This is a genomic window from Bacillus sp. 41-22, assembly GCF_025809295.1.
Classification (GTDB): domain Bacteria; phylum Bacillota; class Bacilli; order Bacillales; family Bacillaceae_G; genus Bacillus_A; species Bacillus_A mycoides.
The window spans coordinates 4,755,570-4,778,616 of the sequence record NZ_CP084035.1; the positions used below are offsets into that span (position 1 = coordinate 4,755,570).

Here is a 23,047-nt window from a genome sequence, read left to right on the forward strand (position 1 = left end):
GACTGTATTAACAATAGAGAGGGGTATCATTCCATATGTATGAAGATGTACTTTCTTTACTACATAAAACAAATGCTTCTTATGAAAAATTTGAACACGAACCAGTACTTGACTATGAAACAGATCGTATCGTTCGTGAAAGACTTGGTTTGCAAGGCACTCCAAGTAAAAGCTTATTTTTAAAATCAAAATCCGGGGAGCATTACGTATTCTTTACGTTAGAAGGCACTCGCCTCAACCGAGGAGAGATGAAGGAAATAACAGGAGAGAGCTTATCTCTCTGTTCTCCTAATGAGCTAAGAGAAGAGACTGGTTGCACTCCTGGATGTGTAGCTCCTTTCGGTTATTCACAAGATGTAACGATTATTGTGGACAGTTCAATTTATACTTACGATAAAATTTTAATTACACCTGGTGTACCTGAATTTACAATTGAATTATCCACAGAGGAATTAAAAAAGATTTTATCCACATGTCAAAATAAAGTTTTAGAGTATAAGAAAAAAGAGAGCTAATGATTAGCTCTCTTTTTTCATTATTTCGCTTCTGCTGTTTTTTCTTTTGCAGAACGTACTTGCTCGTCCGCATGATAAGAAGAACGCACAAGTGGGCCAGCTTCACAGTGGCTAAATCCTTTGCTAAGTGCAATTTCTTTAAGCTCTGCAAATTCTGCTGGTGGGTAATATTTAATAACTGGTAAATGCTTCTTAGATGGTTGTAGGTATTGTCCAAGAGTTAAAATATCCACATTGTTTGCACGTAAGTCATCCATTGCTTCAATTAAATCTTCTCTCGTTTCACCTAAGCCCAGCATAATGCTCGATTTAGTTGGAATATCAGGCTGCATTTCTTTTGCTCGACGTAAAAACTCTAATGAACGGTCATATTTTGCTCTAGCGCGAACTCGGTTAGATAATCGACGTACTGTTTCAATGTTATGGTTCAAAATATCTGGTTTTGCATCCATTAACATTTTTAAGTTTTCTTCTACCCCACCCATATCAGATGGTAATACTTCGATAGACGTGAATGGATTTTCACGACGTACAGCGCGTACTGTCTCAGCAAAAACAGCTGCTCCGCCGTCCTTTAAATCATCACGTGCAACCGCTGTTATAACAACGTGCTTTAAGCCCATTTGTACTACAGAATCTGCTACGCGTTCTGGCTCTTGTAAATCAAGCTCAGTTGGTAAGCCTGTTTTAACCGCACAAAAACGACAAGCACGTGTACAAACCGCACCTAAGATCATAAATGTTGCTGTTTTCCTTACAGCCCAGCATTCATGAATATTCGGACATTTCGCCTCTTCACAAACTGTATGAAGATTCTTAGAACGCATCATTTTCTTTAAGCCTGTATAGTTTTCATTCGTGTTTAACTTAATTTTCAACCATTCGGGCTTGCGCTTATACTCTGTTTGTTTTGTCATGGTTATCAACTCCGCACAATATGAAATAGTTTACCGTGTTCGCTTCTTTCAATGTAACATATCTATTCTAACGTATGAAAGCGATTTGCTCAAATGAAGATTCTAAGATTTTTTCCAATCGTTCCCTATAATGAAATACTCCGTATATCCCACACTAAAAAGAGTGATGTTGTGAAAGGAGTCTATTTCATGCTTCGAAAAATTTCTCTTTTGCTTTCGATTTGCTTTCTTCTCCACCAAAACATCGCTTACGGTGAAGATAATCAGCAAAGCATATATGAAAAGCGCATGGCACTATATAAAGAAACTGAGCAATCTTCCGGTATTCCGTGGTATTACTTAGCCGCAATGGATCAATACGAAAGAAACATACGGAGCGTAAGAAAAGATATTCCGAAAAAACCAGATGCCATCATTTCCCTTTATTTCAAACCTGAAATATGGGCTGGACCTGTTAATAGTAATGATACTCTCCCCCATACAATTTCTCTATTTGGCGGAATGGGTTTAGATGGTGACAAAGATGGATTTGCAAATGCAAATAACGACCGTGATCTTCTGCATACGGCAGCAACCATTTTAAAGAAACAAGGAACGTCGGAAGACCGTATTAACATTATGCTTTGGGAATATTATAGACGTGCAAAAACAGTTGAATTAATTACAGAATACGCCCGAATTTATAAACATTATGGACGCATTAATTTAGAAGGTAATGCTTTCCCTCTCCCGATTCGCAGTGACCATAGCTATCGTAGTACTTTCGGTGCTGGTAGAAGCTTTGGCGGCAGGAGGATTCATGAAGGAACCGATATTTTTGCTGGATATGGCGTACCAGTACGATCAACTTGCTATGGCGTTATTGAAACAAAAGGATGGAATCGTCTTGGTGGATGGCGCATTGGTATTCGTGACCTTCATAATAATTACCACTATTACGCTCATTTAGGCGGGTTCTCTAAAGAAATACAGCTCGGACAAATTGTCGAACCAGGAAAAGTAATCGGATTTGTCGGTAGTACCGGCTACGGTCCTCCTGGTACAGCTGGAAAATTCCCGCCCCACTTACATTTCGGCATGTATAAAGACAATGGCTATACAGAATGGGCTTTCGATCCATACATGCATTTAAGCCTTTGGGAACGAAAAGAACGAGCAAATACAAAACGATAACCGTAGCAAATTGCTACGGTTATTTTTATAAATATAAATCAATAGAACACTACTGACTAATTATCCGTTTTCTTTTTATCTGGTACAACAACTCCCCCGCTTCCGTAATAAGTAGGCACTTCACCTTGGACGATGCGCGTCGCAATCGGAATGTTTTGCTTCACTTTAATTTCTTTCGTGCGTAACGGAATCATAACTTGTAACGTCACTTCCACTTCCATAATAATTTTGATCGCTGTATTATTAATTCCTTGCGGCTCAACTAATTGTTTAATATCCGTATTCACATGACCAATTGGCGTAAAATTAATCGGAATATCTGGTCCTATATTACCAAGAAGCGCATTATCAGTTATGCGTCCAAAAGGAACTGACATAGATACCCCATTCTCTTCAAAAATACCAAGTGCTTTCGTATCCCCTTTTTCTACTTGTTGTAAATATTTTTCTATGTATGCAGTAGTCGATGTTAATATTTCATTTACTTGTTTTGTATTTAAATCAATTGTAGATACTTTCCCGTTCCTATCCGTTTGTACTTTCATTAATGAATCTACATCAAACCCTTCATTAATCCGGTCTTTTACCGCTTTCGTCATAACTGCTGTTGCCATTTTATGAGTCTCTGTTTCCCCATACTTAATTAACGTTGGCTGAATACTTTTATTTACAATCCATAAACCTTGAACTACCATTACGATAAAAATAATAAATGAAATAAGCAGTATATACCGAAAGGAAATCGGTCCCCTTCGAAACCGCGAATTTTTCGAACGAAATATGCCCATCAGAAAACCCTCCTTCTTATATTATTTCTATGCAAGAAAGAGGGATGATATATGCTTATCTCATTTTTAATAGTGCATCTTTTCCGATTGTGCCTACCGGAATACCTAAAGCTTCGGCTCCAGTCGTTACTGATTCCAGCGGTGCTTCAAGAAGTTGTTCAATCGTTCTTACACCAACCGCACGGCCAGCAATAATTCCTCGATCACCTAACTTCTCATTTAGAAGACCTACATCTAAAGCACCGCACATAATATATCCTTTATCGCTCATTACAGCTAGCAAATTTGTCTTTGGAAGTTTTACGCTAACAGCAATGAACGTATAGTTATCAATTATAATTGGCTCTACATTAACCATAGTTCACACTCCTCTCTTTCTTATCTTTATGACAAGAGAAAAATGAGTGTTACAAGTTAACTAGCCTATAGTTTGACTGAAGATGTATAAGTTATCAACATGTCTGTTAGTACATCTCTAAGCAATTCCGGCATATAATATTGTTTGTCAGAAAGTGTGGATAGCTCTGGGTATAAGTATCCGAATGTAAACATATCAATCGTCCCTACCGTATATATCCGGTCTAATTCCAGCGATTCGCCGTTAATCAATACATCTTCTAGTAAAATTTTATTCCCTGGAATCGTATCTGGAATCACTTCCAAACCATCGTAAATCATTTTCCCCATTACTTTTCCACGAAATCCGAATCCTTTCACCTCAAGGTTCTCCATATTCGGACGACGCGCTTTCAAAATAACTTCTCGTAACGTTTTTCCTGGCACTTTTAATAAACATGGATTAATTGGATGTGGACAAATTCTGTGAATATCTCCGCGCGTCACAACACCTTCATTTAATCCCTCAAGAAGTACACCAGCATTCACCATCCCAACATCCGCATTACACCACTCTTTAAGTGCACTTGCCAACATATGAGAAAACGTCGTCTCCTTAAACCAATCAACCGGCAATGATTCTTTTAAATGAACGACAGGCTCAGCCATTATCTGTTTACTTTCTTCCTTTAGCATTTCAATTGTGGATAACGGCTCGCTATAAGCACCTAACCGTTCTGTCTTAATCGCTCTACCGTCTTTTTTCAACAGTCTCTTCGTCTCTTTATCCACAGTAAGCTGAACGTGACCAACGTAATGTCCCCACTTTTCACAACAGCAAAGCAAAGTATTATCCACAAGAACACCGCGCTCAAATAAATGATGCGTATGTGCCCCTAAAATAACATCTATATCATAATGCTCCGCCATATACTCATCCATACTTTTTCCAAGATGAGAAAGCACAACAGTAATATGAGCTGTATCCTTAACTTCTTCTAAAATAGACTCTAAATGGATGATTGGATCTTCAATATGCCAATCTAACATATGATAAAACTCTGGATAAGCTACCGTTAATCCAATAAAGGCAATTGTAATCCCATCTGTCGTTGTATGTAATTTATAAGGCTGCGCCCACGCTGGACGTACACCTTCTTTTTCAAATAAATTCGCTACGAGCACCTCAAACCCAGCATCATCATATAGACGATTCAAATGCTCTTTCGCCAATGTAATTCCTTCATTATTTCCGATCGTTACATAATCATATAACGCCTCATTTAATAATTTTGTATTCCCAAGTCCATTTGTCGCTTCCGAAATACTATGAAAACGATCCACATGATCGCCAATATCCACAGTTAAAACAGTCTCTCCCGCTTCCTGTCTTCGCCTTTTCTCCCCTTGTACAAACCGAGAAATTTGCGGCCAATTTTCAAAATGACTATGTATATCGTTTGTATGATAAAGGTGGATGATTGTTTCTTTATTTATATTCAGAGAAAAAACCTCCTCTCAGTTCCTTACTGCCATTTACGCTATACGTACGCAATAATCCTGTAAATACTTTTCGTCTTTTCTTGCTATTCTACATTGTACTCGCATTATAAGAAAAAGCCAAAGATTGCCCTTTTAATATGGAAAACTTCATATTACTTTTTCTAGTCTGTTGATTAGTTTGAGGGGGAATTTTTGTGAAATGATTCTAGTTGGTGGGGGGAGGAGATTTGTCAGTATCTTTGTCTTACTTCCATATAGGTGCTCCTCTCGTATTTAAATGTTGAGGGGGATATGAGGGATTTCTTTTGTCTTACTTTGTCGACAAATCGATATTCCTTGTCGAACCGCTGATATATTGAAATAATCGTCGATATATTTCATTAAACACCCACCCGGGTATCTTACAGTCGAACCCGAATATACAACATAAAAAAGCGCCCTGCTATGCAGGGCGCTTTCTTCATACATATATTATCCAGTTCCAGCGGATAGAATGTTCGGTGGCTTCACTTCTTCCTATGAGGCAAAAAGCTCCTCTACGTCAGAAGCTCCATCCCCCTCACATTCTGAACGAGCCGCTTTCACTTTTAAATATTAACCAATAGAACCTTCCATCTCAAACTTGATTAGACGGTTCATTTCAACTGCGTATTCCATTGGAAGTTCGCGAGTGAATGGCTCGATGAAGCCCATTACGATCATTTCTGTAGCTTCTTGCTCAGAAATACCGCGGCTCATTAGGTAGAATAATTGTTCTTCTGATACTTTAGATACTTTCGCTTCGTGCTCAAGTGAAACGTAATCGTTTTTGATTTCGTTGTAAGGAATTGTATCAGATGTAGATTGGTTATCCATGATTAACGTGTCACACTCGATGTTAGAGCGAGAGTTTTTCGCTTTTGGTCCGAATTGTACGATACCACGGTAAGTTACTTTACCACCATGCTTCGCAATCGATTTAGAAACGATTGTTGAAGACGTGTTTGGTGCTAAGTGAATCATTTTCGCACCAGCATCTTGGTGTTGGCCTTTACCAGCAATCGCGATAGATAATGTTAAACCACGAGCGCCTTCGCCTTTTAAGATAACTGCTGGGTATTTCATCGTTAATTTAGATCCGATGTTACCGTCAATCCATTCCATCGTTGCGTTTTCTTCACAAACCGCACGTTTTGTAACTAGGTTGTATACGTTGTTCGCCCAGTTTTGGATTGTTGTATAACGGCAATATGCATCTTTCTTAATGATGATTTCTACTACCGCACTATGAAGTGAGTTAGTCGTGTAAACAGGTGCTGTACAACCTTCTACGTAGTGTACGTGTGCGCCTTCGTCTACGATGATAAGCGTACGCTCGAATTGTCCCATATTTTCAGAGTTAATACGGAAATACGCTTGAAGTGGTGTATCAACTTTAATACCTTTTGGAACGTAGATGAATGATCCACCAGACCAAACTGCAGAGTTTAATGCAGAGAATTTGTTGTCTGTTGGTGGGATTACTTTTCCGAAATGCTCACGGAAAATATCTTCGTTCTCTTTTAATGCGCTATCTGTATCTTTGAAGACGACTCCTAGATCTTCTAGGTCTTCTTTCATGTTGTGGTATACAACTTCAGATTCGTACTGTGCAGATACACCAGCTAAATATTTTTGCTCAGCTTCAGGAATACCTAATTTATCAAATGTCGCTTTAATTTCCTCAGGTACTTCATCCCAAGACTTCTCAGATTTCTCAGATGGTTTTACGTAGTACGTAATTTCATCGAAATCTAAGTCGTTTAAGTCGCCGCCCCATTGTGGCATTGGCATTTCATAGAACTTATCCAGTGATTTTAAACGGAAGTCTAACATCCACTGTGGTTCTTCTTTCATACGTGAAATCTCTTCAACGATTTCTTTTGTTAAACCGCGTCCAGCACGGAAAATCGAAACGTCTTTATCCTTGAAACCATATTTATAATCGCCGATATCTGGCAGTTGCTTCGCCATGTTGGTGTGTCCCTCCTTATATAACCTCGTTTTTAGGAACCTTTAACATTACTTATCTTCGTTTAAGCCCTTTTCTAACGCTTTCCACGCTAATGTTGCACATTTAATACGTGCCGGGAACTTGCATACGCCTTGTAATGCTTCAATATCTCCTAAATCAATGCTGTCATCATACTCTTTTCCTAGCATCATGTCAGAGAAAATTTTAGAAAGCTTAAGGGCCTCTTCAATTTTCTTTCCTTTTACTGCTTGTGTCATCATTGAAGCTGAAGACATTGAAATTGAACATCCTTCGCCTTCAAACTTCGCTTCTTGTACAATACCCTCTTCTACTTTCATCGTAAGTTGAATACGATCGCCGCAAGTTGGATTGTTCAAGTTAACGGTAACACTATCTTCTAACACGCCATGGTTACGAGGATTTTTATAATGATCCATAATAACTTGACGATATAACGTATCTAAATTATTAAATGACATTTGTGAAATACTCCTTTGTCTTGATTAGTGATTCAACAAATGTATCAATTTCTTCTTTTGTATTATATAAATAGAAGCTCGCACGTGCTGTAGAAGAAGCTTTTAGCCACTTCATAAGCGGTTGTGCACAGTGATGTCCTGCGCGAACCGCAATGCCTTCTACATCTAATACAGTTGCTACATCGTGAGGATGTACGTCTTCAATATTAAATGTAACTAGACCAGCGCGATGCTTTGGACCATAAATTGTAACGCCATCTACTTCTGATAGTCTCTCTAAAGCGTATTGCGCTAATTCATGTTCATGCTTTTCAATATTATGAAGACCGATTTCTTCTAGGAAATCAATTGCCGCACCAAGTCCGATTGCATTACCGATAATCGGTGTACCTGCTTCGAACTTCCACGGAAGCTCTTTCCAAGTAGACTCTTGTAAGTCTACGAAATCAATCATTTCACCACCAAATTCAATTGGTTCCATATTGTTTAGCAATTCTTTCTTACCATATAATACGCCGACACCTGTTGGTCCGCACATCTTATGAGCAGATAATGCGTAGAAATCACAGTTTAAATCTTGTACATCCACTTTCATATGAGGTGCACTTTGTGCTCCATCAACGATCATGATTGCACCGTTTTCATGTGCGATTGCTCCGATTTCTTTTACAGGGTTAATCGTTCCAAGTACGTTAGAAACGTGCATGATAGAAACGATTTTTGTATTCGGTGTAACTGTTTGACGAACATCTTCTAAAGAAATTGTACCGTCTAGTTGAAGCGGAAGGTATTTTAAAGTTGCACCAGTTTTCTTCGCAACTTGTTGCCACGGAATGATGTTACTATGGTGCTCCATGTAAGAGATGACGATTTCATCGCCTTCTTTTACATTATCAAGACCATAGCTAGCTGCTACTGTATTTAATGCAGTTGTCGTTCCGCGCGTGAAAATAATCTCTTCCATTGATTTCGCATTAATAAACTTGCGAACTTTCTCACGTGCACCTTCATACGCGTCGGTAGCTTTCGTACCGAGCGTATGAACACCGCGATGCACGTTAGAATTATATTCTTTATAATAACGTTCTAACGTTTCAATGACTTGAATTGGTTTTTGAGAAGTTGCTGCACTATCGAAATAAACAAGTTGTTTGCCGTTCACTTTTTGATCAAGAATTGGAAACTGTTTGCGTATTTCATGAATATTCATTAGCGAACTTTCCTTTCAATTACCTCAACAAGCTGTGCCTTTACTCCTTCAATTGGAAGCTCATTTACTACAGGTGCTAAGAATCCATGGATGACTAAACGTTCTGCTTCGCGTTTTGGAATCCCACGGCTCATCAAGTAGTATAATTGGTATGGATCTACGCGGCCTACTGAAGCTGCGTGACCTGCCATTACATCATCTTCGTCGATTAAAAGAATTGGGTTTGCATCACCGCGAGCTTTCTCATCTAACATAAGAACGCGAGAAGATTGTTGTGCATTTGATTTAGATGCACCGTGTTCAATCTTACCAATTCCGTTAAAGATAGATGTTGCACTATCTTTTTGTACACCGTGTTTTAAAATCCAACCTTCAGAGTGTTTACCGAAGTGAACAACTTTAGTTGTAAAGTTTTGTGTTTGGTTACCACGACCAATTGTTACTGTTTTTGTATCAGCATATGATCCGTCGCCCATTAAGTTCGTAACGTTCTCTGAGATTGTATTTCCGTCATTCATAAGGCCTAGAGCCCAATCAATGCGGCCGTCGCGTCCAACAATTCCGCGGCGGTTAACGTAAGTTGTTACGTCTTTTGCTAATAGATCAACCGCACCGAATTTCACTTGTGCGCCTTGTTCCACGATTACTTCTGCTACGATATTTGCAATACCTTTAGCATTTTCATTTGCAACGTAGTTTTCTACATATGTTACAGTACTGTTCGCATCAGCTACGAATAATACGTGGTTATATACGTTAGCTTCTTCGCCGTCTACTAAGAATACAGCTTGAAGTGGAGTTTCAAGAACAACGTTTTTCGGAACATATACGAATGCACCGCCGTTGATTAATGCAGCATGAAGTGCAGTTAGACGATGCTCGTCTACTTTCACGCCGTCTTTCATTAAGTACTTTTGTACTAATTCAGCATGCTCTGTTGCAGCTGTTACGATGTCTGTAAAAATAACACCTTTTTCTTTTGCTTCGTCTGCTAAAGAAACGAAAGCAGTTGTACCAGTACGTTGTACTAATACGCTGTTATTTTCATCGATTAAGTTTTTCACTGCTTCTGGAAGCTCTGTTAAAGAACTTACAGGCTCTTGCTTAGCAGCGTCGCCTTTTCCGATAAAGTCCCATTTTTCAATTTTCGTTTTATCAGGCGTTGGCATTGGAAGTTCAGTTGCTTGTGCAAGAGCTTGTAAGCGGAACTCAGTCAACCAAGCAGCTTCGTTTACTTCGCTTGCGCGCTGACGGATTGTTTCTTGATCGAAAGGTAATGTACCGATTGTCATGTTTATGCTCCTCTCTTACGCTTCTTGCTCTGCTGTTTCGTCTTCAATACCTAATTCTTTTTTAATCCAGTCGTAACCTTCAGCTTCTAGACGTTGTGCAAGCTCAGGGCCACCAGATTTAACGATACGACCGTTCATCATAACGTGAACGAAGTCTGGAGTGATGTAGTTTAATAAACGTTGGTAATGCGTAATCATTAGGCAGCCGAACTCTTCGCCGCGCATTTGGTTAATACCTTTAGATACAACTTTTAATGCATCGATATCAAGACCTGAGTCGATTTCATCTAAGATTGCGATTTTTGGCTCAATCATCATTAATTGAAGAATTTCGTTACGTTTTTTCTCTCCACCAGAGAAACCTTCGTTTAAGTAACGTTGTGCCATTTCTGGATCCATTTCTAGGAATTCCATGTTTTTATCTAAAGTACGGATAAATTTCATAAGAGAAATTTCATCGCCTTCTTCACGACGTGCATTAATTGCAGAACGTAAGAAGTCCGCGTTTGTTACTCCGCTAATTTCACTTGGATATTGCATTGCTAAGAATAGACCTGCTAGCGCACGCTCATCTACTTCCATTTCTAATACATCTTCACCGTCGATGATGATGCTACCTTCTGTTACTTCATACTTTGGGTGACCCATAATCGCAGAAGATAAAGTTGATTTACCTGTTCCGTTAGGTCCCATAATTGCGTGGATTTCTCCACCTTTTACTTCAAGGTTTACACCTTTTAAAATTTCTTTGCCATCGATTGATACGTGTAAGTCTTTAACCGTTAATGTAGAACCAGCCATCTCAATACCTCCATTAATCCTCTATATACATTTTAAAAATTACTAAAACGTTCATATTCTCATTTTATTCTCATTCTAATCTTATATCAAATAAAATGATATCGCAAACACTAAGAAAATGTAACAATTTTTTCACAAATGTATATAAGTATTTCCTTTACATCCTCTTATGATACACCTTTCTTCTTATATATATAAAGAAAAAAGGACTGGGTTATTCCCAGTCCTTCCCAGCACCTATTCATTTACTGGAAGTACAGCACCTTTATATTCTTTATTGATAAAGTCTTGAATTTCTTTTGAATGCAATACGTCTACTAACTCTTTAATTTCTTTTTTCTTCTCGTCACCTTTACGAACTGCGATAATATTTGCATAAGGAGAGTCTGATCCTTCAATTGCAATTGCATCCTTTGTTGGATTTAATTTCGCATCAATTGCGTAGTTTGAATTAATAAATAAAGCATCACCTTCATTGTTTTCGTACAGCTTGGGTGAAAGTCCAGGTTCTACATCTGTTTTAAACTTTAAATTTTTCGGATTTTCTACAACATCTTTTACTGTTGCTTTAACAACATCTACACCGTCTTTTAATTTAATAACGCCGCCTTTTTGTAACAATGCGAGCATACGGCCACGCTCCGCTACGTTATTACTCATAATAACTGTTCCGCCATCTGGAAGTTCTTTTAAGCTTTTATATTTCTTAGAATAAATGCCCATTGGCTCTAAATGAATTTTTCCTGCATTTACAATTTTGTATCCTTTTTCTTGAATCTCTTTATCTAAATAAGGGATATGTTGAAAATAATTTGCATCGATTTCTTTATCAGCTAATGCCTTATTTGGTAAAACATAATCCTGGAATTTTTTTATCTCTAACTTAATGCCCTTTTTCTCTAATATTGGCTGTGCCTTTTCTAAAATAACAGCGTGCGGTATATTAGAAGCGCCAACGACAAGCTTATTCTCATCTTTCCCCCCGCAAGCAGCTAATGTAAATACAGACAGTGCTGTAACAACTGACAATAGAATCTTTTTCATATGATGTCCCCTTTTCTCCCCTATATTTATGTAGTAAAAAAAGGACCGGCATACACCAGCCCTTTTTCCGCAATTATTCTTTTACAGGAACAACTGCCCCTTTATATTCTTTAGTAATAAAGTCTTCAATTTCTTTAGAATGCAGTACTTCTATAAGAGCTTTAATCTCTTTTTTATCTTTATCGCCTTTACGAACAGCTACTACGTTTGCGTATGGAGAATCATTTCCTTCAATTGCAATCGCGTCTTTTTCTGGGTTTAATTTCGCATCAATTGCATAGTTAGAATTAATTAGAACCGCATCGCCTTCTTTATTGTTATACACTTGTGGCAATAAACCAGGCTCGATATCTGTTTTGAACTTTAAGTTTTTCGGATTATCCGCAATATCTTTTGGAGTTGCTTTAACTGGCTCTACTCCGTCTTTAATTTTTAAAATGCCTTCTTTTTGTAAAATTGCTAAACCACGACCATGATCAGTAACAGAATTACTCATAATAATTGTCGCCCCGTTTGGAAGTTCTTTTAAGCTCTTATATTTTTGAGAATACACACCAATCGGTTCTAAATGAATTTTTCCTGCTATTTCAAAATCATATTTCTTATCTTTAATCTCTTTTTCTAAATACGGAATGTGCTGGAAGTAGTTTGCATCTAATTCCTTATCCGCTAACGATTTATTTGGTAATACGTAGTCTTGGAATTTTTTAATTTCTAGCTCAATTCCTTTTTTCTCAAGTAACGGTTTTGCCTTTTCTAAAATTTCAGCGTGCGGTACGTTAGAAGCACCAACAACAAGTTTCTTTTCATCTTTATCTTTCCCGCCACAAGCAGCTAACCCAAAAATTGAAGTTGAAATAAGTGCTGTAAGTAATAATTTTTTCATTTGAAATATCCCCCTGTTTTCATTATCTTTTATCTATTCGAGTCGTTAAACTATCACCAATCCACTGAATTAAAAATACAACGAGTAATACACAAATTGTCGCAACGATTGTTACATCGTTATTTCCACGCTGGAATCCCTCTAAGTAAGCAAGTGTTCCAAGACCACCAGCACCAACAACACCTGCCATTGCTGTATAGCCTACTAAAGCAATAGTCGTAACCGTAATACCAGATACTAACGCTGGTAACGATTCTGGAATTAACACCTTCAAAATAATTGTGCTTGTTTTTGCTCCCATCGCTTTTGAAGCTTCAATTACACCTTTATCAATCTCACGAAGCGCGATTTCAACCATTCTCGCGTAAAATGGTGCCGCTCCAATAATTAAAGCTGGCAGCGCTGCACTCGCTCCGAGTATTGTTCCAAGAAGAATCTTTGTGAACGGGATTAATAAAATAATTAAAATGATGAACGGTATAGAACGGAAAATGTTTACGAACGCTCCAATCACCGTATTAATCGCTTTATTTTCCCATAAATTATCTTTCGCTGTCATAAAGAGTAATAGTCCTAAAATAAGTCCTAAAACAAATGTGGCAAGTGCTGCGATTGCCGTCATATATAACGTTTCACCAGTTGCTTCTAACATTTGATTCCAATCAATATTTGCGATTAACTTATCCATGTGCAATCACCTCCAGCTCTACTTGATCTTGATGAATCCCTTCTATTGCTTGCTGGATCGCTGTTTCTTCACCATTTAAATGAACGACTAAACTTCCGTAAGATCCGTTATTCGTTTGCGCGATATTTCCTTGCAAAATGCTAACTTCTATATCACCGCGCTGCATTAACCTTTGAAGTACCGGTCTTTCTACCGCTTCACCGACAAACTGCAAACGAATTACTTTTCCATCTGGATACTTTTCTATTAAACTTTCAATCGTTTCATTTGTATCTTCAGAATCAGTTAACTGCTGTACAAATCGTTTTGTAATGTCTTGCTGTGGATTACGGAATACGTCAAGTACTGGACCCGTTTCTACGATCTTCCCTTTTTCCATTACAGCAACTCGATTACAAATTTTGCGAATAACGTGCATCTCATGCGTAATCAATACAATTGTTAAGCCGAGACGCTTATTAATATCTAACAATAAATCTAAAATTTGATCTGTCGTTTCCGGATCAAGAGCTGACGTTGCTTCATCACATAAAAGTACTTGTGGATTATTTGCTAACGCTCTTGCAATCCCGACGCGCTGCTTTTGTCCACCACTTAGCTGAGATGGGTACGCGTCTCCTCTTCCTTCTAATCCAACAAGATGAATTAACTCATCGACACGTTTTCTTCTCTCCGCCTTATCGACACCTGCAATTTCAAGTGGGAATGCGATATTTTCACGCACAGTTCGTGACCAAAGTAAGTTGAAATGCTGAAAAATCATTCCGATTTCTTGTCTTGCCTTACGAAGTTCATTTCCAGTAATCGCTGAAATCACACGATTCGCAATTGTAATTTGGCCAGAAGTTGGTTTCTCTAACTGATTAAACAATCTGATTAACGAACTTTTCCCAGCGCCACTATATCCAATAACACCAAATATTTCACCCTTATCTACTTTTAAGTTGGCGTTATCTACAGCAGTGACATCACCGCTTTTTGCCTTATATATTTTCTTTACATTTTCTAATAAGATCATGATGTTCACCCCTTTTTTAAATAAAAAGCGCAAGCGGCTCGCTTAGAACAAGAGGGCGTTGGAATCCCAGACGTAGAGGCGCTTTTTGCCTCATAGGAAGGGATGAAACGACCGACTGTTCTAGCCGCTGGAGCTAGATTTCATAAAACTTTGGATAGACTCCGCATTTTTTTATTTTTCATGCGTGTAGTCCATCGTTATAGCTCCTCTTATTATTTGAATGTCCTCCGCATTCAAACAACAAAAAACCTTTCCGCTTCTAGAGAAGCAGAAAGGTTTATATGCGTATATAACAACATTATCCCTCTCTCTCATCTCTCAAAGCATTTGCTTTGCAGGAATTGGCACCATTTCAACATAAGTTGACGGTTGCCGGGCTTCACAGGGCACAGTCCCTCCACCTCTCTTAATAAGAGAAATCAGATTAAATTTTCGTCTGATTTAAAATTTATGAAATTGTCTATATTTTATGAATTGAATTGTATCAATATCCACACGCTCTGTCAACAGAAATTTTCGTAAAAAAAGAAACTTCAGAATTTTAAGCTCCGACTGACATCGGTTTACATATATGAAACATCGATTCAACTAATAACATCGTTCGATACGTTCCAGAATATTGTACCCGTCCATCACTCATTAACTTTTGCAACCTCATATTTCCAGTCACTAACTTTTGTACATCCTCTTCCTCTAAACAAACGATTTGTTCCGTTCCTCTCGCCTCTTTCAAAAGTTCTATATAATCTCTTGAAATTTGTAACGAACAGCATTCATCTCCAAAACGAAAATTAACAGTTCTTTCTCCTTGCCTTAAAAGCGGTTCTAAATGATATTGACCATTAGCGTAATTTACAAATGATTGAAGCAAAGAATATAATTTCATCCTAAACCACATCCCTCATATCACTTTCTATTACATACCATTCCCTCTTATTAAAGGGCAATCCTGTTATTTTCGCTCGACAAATACTGTATCTATCACGCATGTCGACATATTTCCCAAGAAATATGTCGAGGCGGCAAAAACTTTGCCGCCTACTTTAATTCCGTATATAAATATTCAACCGAATGAAATGCATATATTTTCTTCATCAGTGTCCCATTTTCAAAAATAAGTAAACACGGTACACTTTCTATCCCATACTCTTTCGCTAAATGCGGGGCATAATTTAAATCTAACATTCCAATTTTCAAATCTTCAATCGTCATCTCAACGACCGTTAACATCTTCTTTGCCAATTGGCATGTTCCACACATTGGTGTATACACATATAACACTGTTTTTTCTTCATTTCCTATTAGGGCTGTAGCTTCGGCACCTGTCCAATCAATCACTTCTATCATTCCTTACCGTAAATATTCTGTATAAACGTCAATGTCTGCTCCCCATAATACATTTGCTAAATGTGAAGAAGGTGCAGTCGCCACCTCGCGATACGAGCGATCAATATAAATATGCTCTGCTTGCGGAAATTCTTTTCGGAATTGTTTCCTTAACTTTTCTCCTGCATCATCAGCATCCACTAGCACATATACGTCCTTATCAAAAAATTGATCAATGAGCTCATCCATTTTCGACAAACCAATTGTACCATTTGTACAAACAATTTCCACTGGTTCACGAATAATAGATTCAATCTTTCTTCTATCCGATTTACCTTCTACAATAATGACTTTTTCCACATAAATCATATGTCATCACCCGATCACCATATACTATACAACCTTTAACTTAGTATATAGTATATTCGTTATTTTCATGTTGTTTCCTGTTTATTTTTGCAAAAGAAAAGCTCAAGCGGCTTGCTCAGCATGAAGCCTACATGAAAAAAGTTTTTCAAAAACGTTCTCCTACATAATAATTAATATATATGTTTTTAAATTCATTATGTACACAACATAAAAAAGGACAGCACAAAGGCTGTCCTTTTTCTTCGACTATAATTAGTCTTGGTTTGTCATTTCTGCATATTTTTCTGCAGTTAATAACTTCTCAACTTGGCTTGCATCAGAAAGTTCAACTTTAACCATCCATGCACCCTCGTATGGAGATTCGTTAACTAGTTCTGGTTGGTCACTTAATTCTTCGTTTACTGCTACAACTTTACCACTTACAGGTGCGTATAATTCAGAAACTGTTTTAACAGATTCTACGCTTCCGAATGGCTCGTCAGCTTGGATTGTTGCACCTACTTCAGGAAGTTCAACGAATACGATATCGCCTAACTCACCTTGCGCAAAATGAGTAATACCGATAACAACCGCATTACCTTCTGTTTTTACCCATTCGTGTTCTTCAGAGTAACGTAAATTATTTGGAATGCTCATGACTGTACCTCCAGTGAATGTATTAATTATGTAAAAATACCTTATTGGTACTTTTTCCACACACTTTCAAACTGCTCTTCGTTAAAACCAAGTGTTACACTCGTTCCATCTGTTACAATTGGACGTTTAATCAACATGCCATCAGATGCTAAAAGCTCATACATTTCGTCTTCGCTTGCATCCTTTAACTTATCTTTTAAACCAAGTTCGCGGTAACGCATTCCACTTGTATTAAAGAATTTTTTTAATGGTAATTCACTTTTCTCATGTAAATTACGTAAATCTTCTTTTGACGGTGGATTTTCAACAATATGAATCATCTCATATGCTACATCGTTTGCCTCAAACCATTTCTTTGCTTTTTGACATGTGCCACATTTTGGATATGAATAAAATGTTACTGTCATAAATTCACCTACTTTTTTACTAACCTTTACCTTTATCATATAGAAAACATTTTATTATTTCAAACGATTATTCGCTAAACTTTTACTTATTTCGTGATAATTTTTAATAATCCTGCTAATTTTTCTTATTTTTCCGCCATTTATTAAGAAAAAATAAATATATAATTTTTTAAAAATTTTTTCTCATCCCACGCCGAACATATATCTTAAACAAACGTTTGATTAATTTCATATTTTTCTACCTCAACCTTCAGAATACGTAGATTCTTTTATACCGAACATATACCTTAAACAAACGTTTGATTAATTTCATGTTTTTCTACCCCAACCTTTGGAATACATGAATTCTTCCATACCGAACATACCTCTTAAACAAACGTTTGATTAATTTCATGTTTTTCTATATCACCTTTGGAATACATGATTTTCTATACCGAACATATATCTTAAACAAACGTTTATCCCGCTATTTGCGGGCAGTAAGACTCCCACCTCGAAATTCGGCAAATGCGAGGAAGTTAGGTGGGAGATAACTGCCCGTAAAAGCCCGATTGGTGCGGGCTAATAATCAGTGGGGGATGGACACCCCCCACTGATTAAAGTTTCACTTTATTTAAAAAATAAGAAGTCCTTTTACAGGCTCCTTCATCATCGACTTAAATAGTCCGAAATGGTTTGAAATACTACTATATACATATTATGAATACTTTCTTCTGTATTTCCACCATTCAATAAACCTACTCCCCATTGTTGCCCTTCGCCACTTCCAATATTTGCAAAACCTTGCGCGTACATAGCATTTACATCTTTTCGTGCACTGTTATACTCTATCCCTTTTGTAATAAAAGTTGAATATGATTTATCTTGTAAACCAATAAAAAATACTGGTTTCTTTAGCGATGAAAATACATCTTTATACTGCTCTGTTGAGGCTTCTTGAAAGTGATCTTTCATTATTAGAAAACCATCCACTTCCTTAGCTTTCTTTTCCAATTCCTCTAACTTCACTTTTTCAAACTTTATATTTCTAAATGTATCTTTCGGCTTTTCACCAACAACTCCAATGACGAGTGCTCTCCCGTTATATTCTAAATTCTCTCCTTCTTTATCCTTTGCACACCCAGTACTCACTAGGCATAACAATATAAAAACTAAGAAATACAGTGAACGCTTCATATAGCACCCTCCCCCTCTTTTAAGTCAAGTGACAAAAATGTAAGGTGAATTCAAGAAAATGTAAGTAAAATCGATAGCCCAATTGGATTTTCTATATTATAATCAATTGAATTTATTTACATTACTAAAACATAGGAGATTATCATGAAGAAATTTAAACTTTCATCTCTTCTTCCGTTAAGTTATATACTTCTACTCGTACTCGTAAGTCCCCTTTACGACGTATTAAATAAATCTACTGTTCACGCAGTAGATGTCACAACTGTAGTAGATGATTGGATTCCATTTGTGAAAGCATTTATTATTCCTTACTTACTTTGGTTTCCATACTTATACGGTGCACTTATTTATTACTGTTTTGCTGATCGAAAGCAATATTATGTCACTTTAAGTAGTGTAATTCTTGGAAAACTTGCTTGTTTTTCGATTTACTTTTTTTGGCAGACAACTGTACCACGCCCAACCGTCGTTGGAACAGATGTATTTTCCGAACTAGTCCGCTATATTTATAGTATTGATCAACCAGTAAACTGTTTCCCAAGCATTCATGTCCTTACGACATTTGTAATTATGTTAGCTGCCTTTAAGCGTAGAGAACAGCATACTTTGGAATATTACATCCTTACTTTCTTCGGTACGCTTATTATTTTATCAACATTATTTACGAAGCAGCATGCATTTGTAGACGCCATTTCTGGAATGATGCTTGCAAGCGTACTATACTTTGGTGTTCAGCTATTATTAGCAAAAGAAACCGTACGTGTTCCAGTAAAACAAAATCAAAAAATGTAAAAAAGCAGACTGTGGCTTCAGTCTGCTTTTCTCTATATTAAGGAGATTTTCAAATTAAGATTGCGGTACAGTCATATCACCAGAATGAATACGACCTGCTTTTTTAAGAGCAATGTACAGTATATAAGAAACAGCTACTGGAATGATGATATAAGTGATTACCATCGCTGGGACAACTTCCCACCCTTGGCTGGAAATTAAATTAATTGGTGCGATAAGAGAGCTTAATCCAAGACCTGCAATTTCTTTTCCTGCTTCCAGTTGGAAAATTAGTGCCGATACTGGGCCAACTATTGCACTGGCGACGACAGTTGGGACGAGAATCATTGGATTTTTAGTAATGTTCGGTAACTGCACTTTTGGAGTACAAAGTGCCTGGGCTAATATGCCACCTAAATTATTTTCTTTCGCTGAAATAACAGAGAATCCGATAAATTGAGCAACACATCCTGCAAGTGCTGCACCACCTGCAACACCGTCTAAGCTAAGCGCTATCGCTAACGCAGCTGATGAAGCTGGAGAGATAAGTAACAGTCCCCAAACTACAGCAATCACGATAGAAGCGACGAACGGGCTACCAGCTGAACTATCTTTAATGAATGCTCCAACTGCATTTAAAACTGGGCTAATATTTTGAGCTAACCAAATACCGACTAAACCAGAACCTAATATTGCTGCAAATGGAACGAGCATCATATCTAAAGCAGTTTTTCCGCTTAATCGTTTACCAATATAAACTGCTAAAGTCGCTGTTAATAATGCACCGATTGGTTCACCTGTTTTAATGATGAGACCAGCTTCAGTAATTGAAATGGAACCTGCTCCAATTGCTCCAGCTACCATCGCTGAGAAAATTACGAGTCCGTTTGCACCGAGCATAAAGGCAATCCCGGCTCCAATTGCTGGTGCCATAAGTGATTTTGCAACGACTCCGATTGTAATAAGTAATGGTATATCAACAATTCTTCCTATATTTTCGATCAGTAAACCAATTCCAAGGGATACGAAAATACCCTGTGCGATTCCGGCAGAAGCTTTAAACACACGAGACATTATATATTCCTTCATTTGTTTCACCTTCTCCTATAATTTAGTAACCAATTGTTTTCATATAATCGCGTAAAACATCGTTTGATTTTGCAAAGCGACTTTCTTCATCTTCTGATAAGTTTAGTTCTACCACTTCTCTTATACCATCTCTAGTAATAATTGCTGGTACTCCTGTACAAATATCGTATTCGCCATATTCACCATCTAAAATAGCTGAAACAGCGATAACACGGTGATCATCATTGAAAATTGAGCGAGCAATATAAGCTAAAGAATTTCCGATTCCGTAATAAGTAGTTCCTTTGCGCTTATAAATTTCCCATCCAGCTTTTGCAGTCTTCTCAACAATTTCATCTAAATCTATTTCACCAAATTGGTCTTTTTTCTCTTCTAAAATTTGTAAAATCGGTTTTCCACCAACAGTTACGTGAGACCAAGCAACCATTTGAGAATCACCATGTTCTCCTAATGAATACCCATGAATACTACGAGGATCTACATGTAACATTTCAGATAAAATTGTTCTTAAGCGAGAAGAATCTAGTGATGTACCTGTACCAATCACACGATTTCTAGGTAATCCAGATAGCTTCCACACTTGATATGTAATAATGTCAACTGGGTTCGATGCGAGTAAAAAAATGCCATCAAATCCACTTTCCATTACGCCGCCAACAACACCCTCCATAATCTTAGCGCTGGCTCCTAAAGTGTCTAAACGACTTTGTCCAGGCTTCGGCGCTGGTCCTGCTGTAATAATAACAATGTCCATATCTTTGCAGTCTTCATAGCTTCCGGCATATACTTTTGTTCTTGTATTTGTAAAGTTAATGCAGTGCGATAAATCCATCGCTTCTCCAACTGCACGTTCATGATTTATATCAATTAACAATAGCTCTTCGCAAATCCCTTGGTTTACAATGGAATACGCACAGCTTGATCCAACTAATCCAGTACCGATAATTGCAATTTTTCTTGTGTTTCTATTCATAGCAATCTCTCCTAATTGATCATGTAGTCTATTTCTTTCGTTCTTTACACCCCTAATTATAGAGGTTCTCACGATAGAAACCATGGATACTTTGTGAAATATTGAGCAAAGTTTTTGTCCTTTTTGTGAATTGTTATATTTAATTTTCGTCATATTTGTTACAACTGAAAAAATATTTATTATGTATTTATTGACATATACCAAACAAAAAAACGAGCGAATCCATTCGCTCGTTTCATTCATCACACTATTCCGCACTTAATTGACTTTTCAATTGCTGCACAATCATTGGATTAGCAGGTGCTGCCGGCTTGTAATAACTTTTTTGCTTTGCATATTCATACATATTACGTTGACGCATCTCATCTTGATTACGAATTTGAATTAACGTTTGATGTAACTGTTCGTTATCAGACTGAGAAATATAATTTGCATAACTTGTTAAACTTGAGTTTAACCCTGCTAAATAATCATTTACCATATCTTTTTCATTCATTTCTCTCTTCCTCCTATCCTAGAAAAGTCATTAATTGCTGTTTCGTATTTCGTGCATCTTGTGCATCCTTTTGTAGCATTTGCTTTAGCTGTGGATCTGTACAAGCCTGTGCATACTGGTCCAATTTGTTAATAATCGTCGCATGACCACCAATTAAATGACGTAAATTTTCCACTTCAAGCTCTGTTAAGTTTTGCATAAAATACTCCTACCTTTCTTTGTTCATTCACCATTTATTATTTGATTCTTTTTAAATCATATTCATAAAAAAAAGACATCTAGAAATACCACTAGAATGTCTTACAAACACTCAAAAAAATTATGATCCGAATCCAAGCCAAGACCCTTTCGTATTTATGTTTTTCAACTTCGTATTAGCGATATATACATTTCTAAAGCCTACAAAAAAATATCGTCTAGCAAAAAAGAGCCTCAAAATTATTTGAGGCTCTTTCTCATTAAATTCCTTTCCGCTTCTTCAATCGCTTTCTGCATTTGCACTAACGGATCTTTAATCATCTTCCCATGCCCCGTCGCCAATATAGACGGCTTATACTCCAGCAATTTCTGAGCGCTTGTTAATGAAACTTCTGCATCCCAAGTACCAAACATAGGAAACGGAAAAAGCCACTTCAATTGCCCCGCTACCGCTATCCCGCCTCTCGTTTGAAATGCATCTCCAACAATGAGTGCATCATTTCTCATGTCTAAAAACGCCATTGATCCCGGTGTATGACCTGGAGCTGCAATCGCTACAAGGGAACCTATTTGATCTCCCTCTTGAAGAAGAATATCTGGAATCGTCTTTATCCTTTTTGACACACTTACTTTTACCTGCGTGTCTGGTTCCCCTAGTTGCAGTGACAAATCTCCTTCAAGTAAACTTGCATCTCTTTTAGAAATATAGACCGGAACATTCGGCAATTCTTGTTTTATAGCATCAAGTGCTCCTATATGGTCATCATGCGCATGTGTAATAACGATATTCGTAATCGGTTTCCCTATTTTTCGAGCCGCTTCTAAAATCTTCTTTGCACAAAATGGTAAAGCAGCATCAATTAAAGTTAATCCTGTTTCTTCTTCGACAAAGTAACAGTTAATTGGAAAGAGACGCGGTAAAAATGCGAGCTGATGAACTGTTCCTACTCTTATTAACTTCAT

General features: G+C 37.4%; 27 protein-coding genes and 1 riboswitch. Of the genes, 3 read left to right on the top strand and 24 right to left on the bottom strand.

The window, feature by feature from the left end:
- Window positions 1-35 precede the first annotated feature (35 nt).
- Window positions 36-515, top strand: a complete 480-nt coding sequence (locus LCF45_RS24575) for a YbaK/EbsC family protein (protein WP_002034581.1) — start codon at window positions 36-38, stop codon at window positions 513-515.
- 20 nt (window positions 516-535) lie between these two features.
- Here the strand turns inward: LCF45_RS24575 and lipA are convergent, their stop codons facing one another.
- Window positions 536-1,432: a lipoyl synthase gene (gene lipA / locus LCF45_RS24580; RefSeq protein ID WP_002034580.1), complete on the bottom strand. Its 897-nt coding sequence runs from the start codon at window positions 1,430-1,432 to the stop codon at window positions 536-538.
- Between the two features lie 189 nt (window positions 1,433-1,621).
- Here lipA and LCF45_RS24585 point away from each other — a divergent pair, with 189 nt between their 5' ends.
- Window positions 1,622-2,605, top strand: coding sequence for a M23 family metallopeptidase (locus LCF45_RS24585; protein WP_002034579.1), 984 nt, complete (start codon window positions 1,622-1,624; stop codon window positions 2,603-2,605).
- A 56-nt stretch (window positions 2,606-2,661) separates the two neighbouring features.
- Here the strand turns inward: LCF45_RS24585 and yunB are convergent, their stop codons facing one another.
- From yunB to LCF45_RS24675, 18 genes are all read right to left on the bottom strand, one after another.
- Window positions 2,662-3,393: a sporulation protein YunB gene (gene yunB, locus LCF45_RS24590; protein ID WP_002129745.1), complete on the bottom strand. Its 732-nt coding sequence runs from the start codon at window positions 3,391-3,393 to the stop codon at window positions 2,662-2,664.
- Window positions 3,394-3,448: 55 nt separating this feature from the next.
- Window positions 3,449-3,751, bottom strand: a complete 303-nt coding sequence (locus LCF45_RS24595) for a YunC family protein (RefSeq protein WP_002015926.1) — start codon at window positions 3,749-3,751, stop codon at window positions 3,449-3,451.
- A gap of 65 nt (window positions 3,752-3,816) precedes the next feature.
- The gene (locus LCF45_RS24600) at window positions 3,817-5,232 is read right to left on the bottom strand and encodes a bifunctional metallophosphatase/5'-nucleotidase (RefSeq protein ID WP_206764595.1); all 1,416 of its coding nucleotides are present in this window, start codon (window positions 5,230-5,232) and stop codon (window positions 3,817-3,819) included.
- 594 nt (window positions 5,233-5,826) lie between these two features.
- Window positions 5,827-7,224, bottom strand: coding sequence for a Fe-S cluster assembly protein SufB (gene sufB / locus LCF45_RS24605; RefSeq protein ID WP_002015928.1), 1,398 nt, complete (start codon window positions 7,222-7,224; stop codon window positions 5,827-5,829).
- Between the two features lie 48 nt (window positions 7,225-7,272).
- Window positions 7,273-7,704, bottom strand: a complete 432-nt coding sequence (gene sufU, locus LCF45_RS24610) for a Fe-S cluster assembly sulfur transfer protein SufU (protein WP_002089369.1) — start codon at window positions 7,702-7,704, stop codon at window positions 7,273-7,275.
- A complete protein-coding gene (sufS, locus tag LCF45_RS24615; RefSeq protein WP_002015930.1) occupies window positions 7,694-8,914 on the bottom strand; it encodes a cysteine desulfurase SufS in 1,221 nt (406 codons plus the stop codon). The genes sufU and sufS overlap by 11 nt, the downstream gene beginning before the upstream one ends.
- Window positions 8,914-10,206 carry a Fe-S cluster assembly protein SufD gene (gene sufD, locus LCF45_RS24620; RefSeq protein ID WP_002129751.1) on the bottom strand — a complete coding sequence of 431 codons (1,293 nt, stop codon included), beginning with the start codon at window positions 10,204-10,206 and terminating at the stop codon, window positions 8,914-8,916. Before sufD ends, sufS begins: the two co-directional genes overlap by 1 nt.
- A 15-nt stretch (window positions 10,207-10,221) precedes the next feature.
- Entirely contained in the window at window positions 10,222-11,007 is a 786-nt protein-coding gene (sufC, locus tag LCF45_RS24625; protein WP_002034576.1) for a Fe-S cluster assembly ATPase SufC, read from the bottom strand.
- 237 nt (window positions 11,008-11,244) lie between these two features.
- A complete protein-coding gene (metQ, locus tag LCF45_RS24630) occupies window positions 11,245-12,051 on the bottom strand; it encodes a methionine ABC transporter substrate-binding lipoprotein MetQ (RefSeq protein WP_002034573.1) in 807 nt (268 codons plus the stop codon).
- A 73-nt stretch (window positions 12,052-12,124) separates the two neighbouring features.
- A complete protein-coding gene (gene metQ / locus LCF45_RS24635) occupies window positions 12,125-12,937 on the bottom strand; it encodes a methionine ABC transporter substrate-binding lipoprotein MetQ (protein ID WP_002015935.1) in 813 nt (270 codons plus the stop codon).
- A 22-nt stretch (window positions 12,938-12,959) separates the two neighbouring features.
- Window positions 12,960-13,625 (bottom strand): methionine ABC transporter permease, encoded by a 666-nt coding sequence (locus LCF45_RS24640; protein ID WP_002129754.1) that lies wholly within the window; start codon window positions 13,623-13,625, stop codon window positions 12,960-12,962.
- Window positions 13,618-14,643, bottom strand: a complete 1,026-nt coding sequence (locus LCF45_RS24645) for a methionine ABC transporter ATP-binding protein (protein ID WP_002015938.1) — start codon at window positions 14,641-14,643, stop codon at window positions 13,618-13,620. Before LCF45_RS24645 ends, LCF45_RS24640 begins: the two co-directional genes overlap by 8 nt.
- A 308-nt stretch (window positions 14,644-14,951) precedes the next feature.
- A riboswitch (SAM riboswitch) is annotated at window positions 14,952-15,059 on the bottom strand.
- A gap of 125 nt (window positions 15,060-15,184) precedes the next feature.
- The gene (locus LCF45_RS24650) at window positions 15,185-15,529 is read right to left on the bottom strand and encodes a hypothetical protein (RefSeq protein ID WP_002015939.1); all 345 of its coding nucleotides are present in this window, start codon (window positions 15,527-15,529) and stop codon (window positions 15,185-15,187) included.
- A gap of 152 nt (window positions 15,530-15,681) precedes the next feature.
- The gene (locus tag LCF45_RS24655; RefSeq protein WP_002015940.1) at window positions 15,682-15,990 is read right to left on the bottom strand and encodes a thioredoxin family protein; all 309 of its coding nucleotides are present in this window, start codon (window positions 15,988-15,990) and stop codon (window positions 15,682-15,684) included.
- Window positions 15,991-15,993: 3 nt separating this feature from the next.
- The gene (locus tag LCF45_RS24660) at window positions 15,994-16,338 is read right to left on the bottom strand and encodes a toprim domain-containing protein (protein WP_000640865.1); all 345 of its coding nucleotides are present in this window, start codon (window positions 16,336-16,338) and stop codon (window positions 15,994-15,996) included.
- 252 nt (window positions 16,339-16,590) lie between these two features.
- Window positions 16,591-16,974, bottom strand: a complete 384-nt coding sequence (gene gcvH, locus LCF45_RS24665; RefSeq protein ID WP_000026895.1) for a glycine cleavage system protein GcvH — start codon at window positions 16,972-16,974, stop codon at window positions 16,591-16,593.
- Between the two features lie 41 nt (window positions 16,975-17,015).
- Window positions 17,016-17,381: an arsenate reductase family protein gene (locus LCF45_RS24670; protein WP_002129756.1), complete on the bottom strand. Its 366-nt coding sequence runs from the start codon at window positions 17,379-17,381 to the stop codon at window positions 17,016-17,018.
- A gap of 648 nt (window positions 17,382-18,029) precedes the next feature.
- Window positions 18,030-18,557 (bottom strand): hypothetical protein, encoded by a 528-nt coding sequence (locus LCF45_RS24675; RefSeq protein WP_078177965.1) that lies wholly within the window; start codon window positions 18,555-18,557, stop codon window positions 18,030-18,032.
- A gap of 144 nt (window positions 18,558-18,701) precedes the next feature.
- On the opposite strand from LCF45_RS24675, the gene LCF45_RS24680 reads away from it, so the two are divergent.
- Window positions 18,702-19,349, top strand: coding sequence for a phosphatase PAP2 family protein (locus LCF45_RS24680; protein ID WP_263894344.1), 648 nt, complete (start codon window positions 18,702-18,704; stop codon window positions 19,347-19,349).
- A 54-nt stretch (window positions 19,350-19,403) separates the two neighbouring features.
- On the opposite strand, the gene LCF45_RS24685 is transcribed toward LCF45_RS24680, so the two are convergent.
- The 5 genes from LCF45_RS24685 to LCF45_RS24705 form a co-directional block, all read right to left on the bottom strand.
- The gene (locus LCF45_RS24685; protein ID WP_000666164.1) at window positions 19,404-20,417 is read right to left on the bottom strand and encodes a PTS sugar transporter subunit IIC; all 1,014 of its coding nucleotides are present in this window, start codon (window positions 20,415-20,417) and stop codon (window positions 19,404-19,406) included.
- Between the two features lie 22 nt (window positions 20,418-20,439).
- The gene (locus LCF45_RS24690; RefSeq protein ID WP_033713146.1) at window positions 20,440-21,390 is read right to left on the bottom strand and encodes an L-lactate dehydrogenase; all 951 of its coding nucleotides are present in this window, start codon (window positions 21,388-21,390) and stop codon (window positions 20,440-20,442) included.
- A 247-nt stretch (window positions 21,391-21,637) separates the two neighbouring features.
- Window positions 21,638-21,886, bottom strand: a complete 249-nt coding sequence (locus tag LCF45_RS24695) for a spore coat protein (RefSeq protein WP_002015950.1) — start codon at window positions 21,884-21,886, stop codon at window positions 21,638-21,640.
- A gap of 13 nt (window positions 21,887-21,899) precedes the next feature.
- A complete protein-coding gene (locus tag LCF45_RS24700; protein ID WP_001180550.1) occupies window positions 21,900-22,085 on the bottom strand; it encodes a hypothetical protein in 186 nt (61 codons plus the stop codon).
- A gap of 239 nt (window positions 22,086-22,324) precedes the next feature.
- Window positions 22,325-23,047: an MBL fold metallo-hydrolase gene (locus LCF45_RS24705; protein WP_016121007.1), complete on the bottom strand. Its 723-nt coding sequence runs from the start codon at window positions 23,045-23,047 to the stop codon at window positions 22,325-22,327.